General features: G+C 48.7%; 2 protein-coding genes. One reads left to right on the top strand and one right to left on the bottom strand.

Annotated elements, in window-relative coordinates:
* Positions 1-52: 52 nt before the first annotated feature.
* Positions 53-271 (top strand): hypothetical protein, encoded by a 219-nt coding sequence (locus HYU99_00595; protein MBI2338853.1) that lies wholly within the window; start codon positions 53-55, stop codon positions 269-271.
* A gap of 12 nt (positions 272-283) precedes the next feature.
* On the opposite strand, the gene HYU99_00590 is transcribed toward HYU99_00595, so the two are convergent.
* Positions 284-628, bottom strand: a complete 345-nt coding sequence (locus HYU99_00590; GenBank protein ID MBI2338852.1) for a hypothetical protein — start codon at positions 626-628, stop codon at positions 284-286.
* Positions 629-705: the final 77 nt, after the last annotated feature.

Here is a 705-nt window from a genome sequence, read left to right as displayed (position 1 = left end):
AACTCTTCCGCTGGTGGAAACCCCTCTTTCCCATTGGATTAATGTGGGTCATTTGCGCAACAAGTGCCAAAAAAAGGGGGTCAATACTTCAACACCCGATGCCCATATCGCCCAGTCAACTTTGGATATTGCGGGCATTCTTTATACGTCCGATTCTGTTTTTTCAAAAATTCCGGAATCCATAAAACTGAAGTATAAAATTTTTCCCAAAAAACCGCGCCATGATGAAGAACTGACGGAAATTACGGAATTGGAACGGAAAGAAGATTGATTATTCGTTCAATCAGAAACTCATCCCAACGCTCGCCCCATACGTTCCGGTTGCCGGGTCGACAATCGCCTGAACCACCGGCGCTTTTTTCTTGAAGGCACTACCAATCAAGGCTCCGATTCCAAAACCAACAGCCCCTCCACCCACAATACCCACCGGGATCATCACGGCCCGGCAAGTCGATGAATTTTCTTCGGCAAACCTGCATAACAGGCCCGCCGTGATACCGGCTCCCGCGCCTATAACCCCCGCTCCAACACCGCCACCCGTGGCCCAATAGGTTTTGGCCGAGGCATTTTCAAAAGGCGCCCCCAAAACCAGACTCAAAACAAAAACGAAGATGATTCCTTTTTTCATTGTTGCTTCTCCTTTCTGACCAAGAACAAAAGCAACCGGCGTGCCAAGTGGGGGCGCGGAACAATCATTTAAAATTG

The organism is Deltaproteobacteria bacterium, from assembly GCA_016183175.1.
In the GTDB taxonomy this organism is placed as follows: Bacteria; UBA10199; UBA10199; order UBA10199; family SBBF01; genus JACPFC01.
Note: the sequence above shows the minus strand (reverse complement) of the source record. Positions and strands in the feature narration are given on the sequence as shown.

Bases quoted from the DNA above. Each gene is read 5' to 3' on its own strand.
- HYU99_00590 (MBI2338852.1), bottom strand. From the start codon at position 628: ATGAAAAAAGGAATCATCTTCGTTTTTGTTTTGAGTCTGGTTTTGGGG.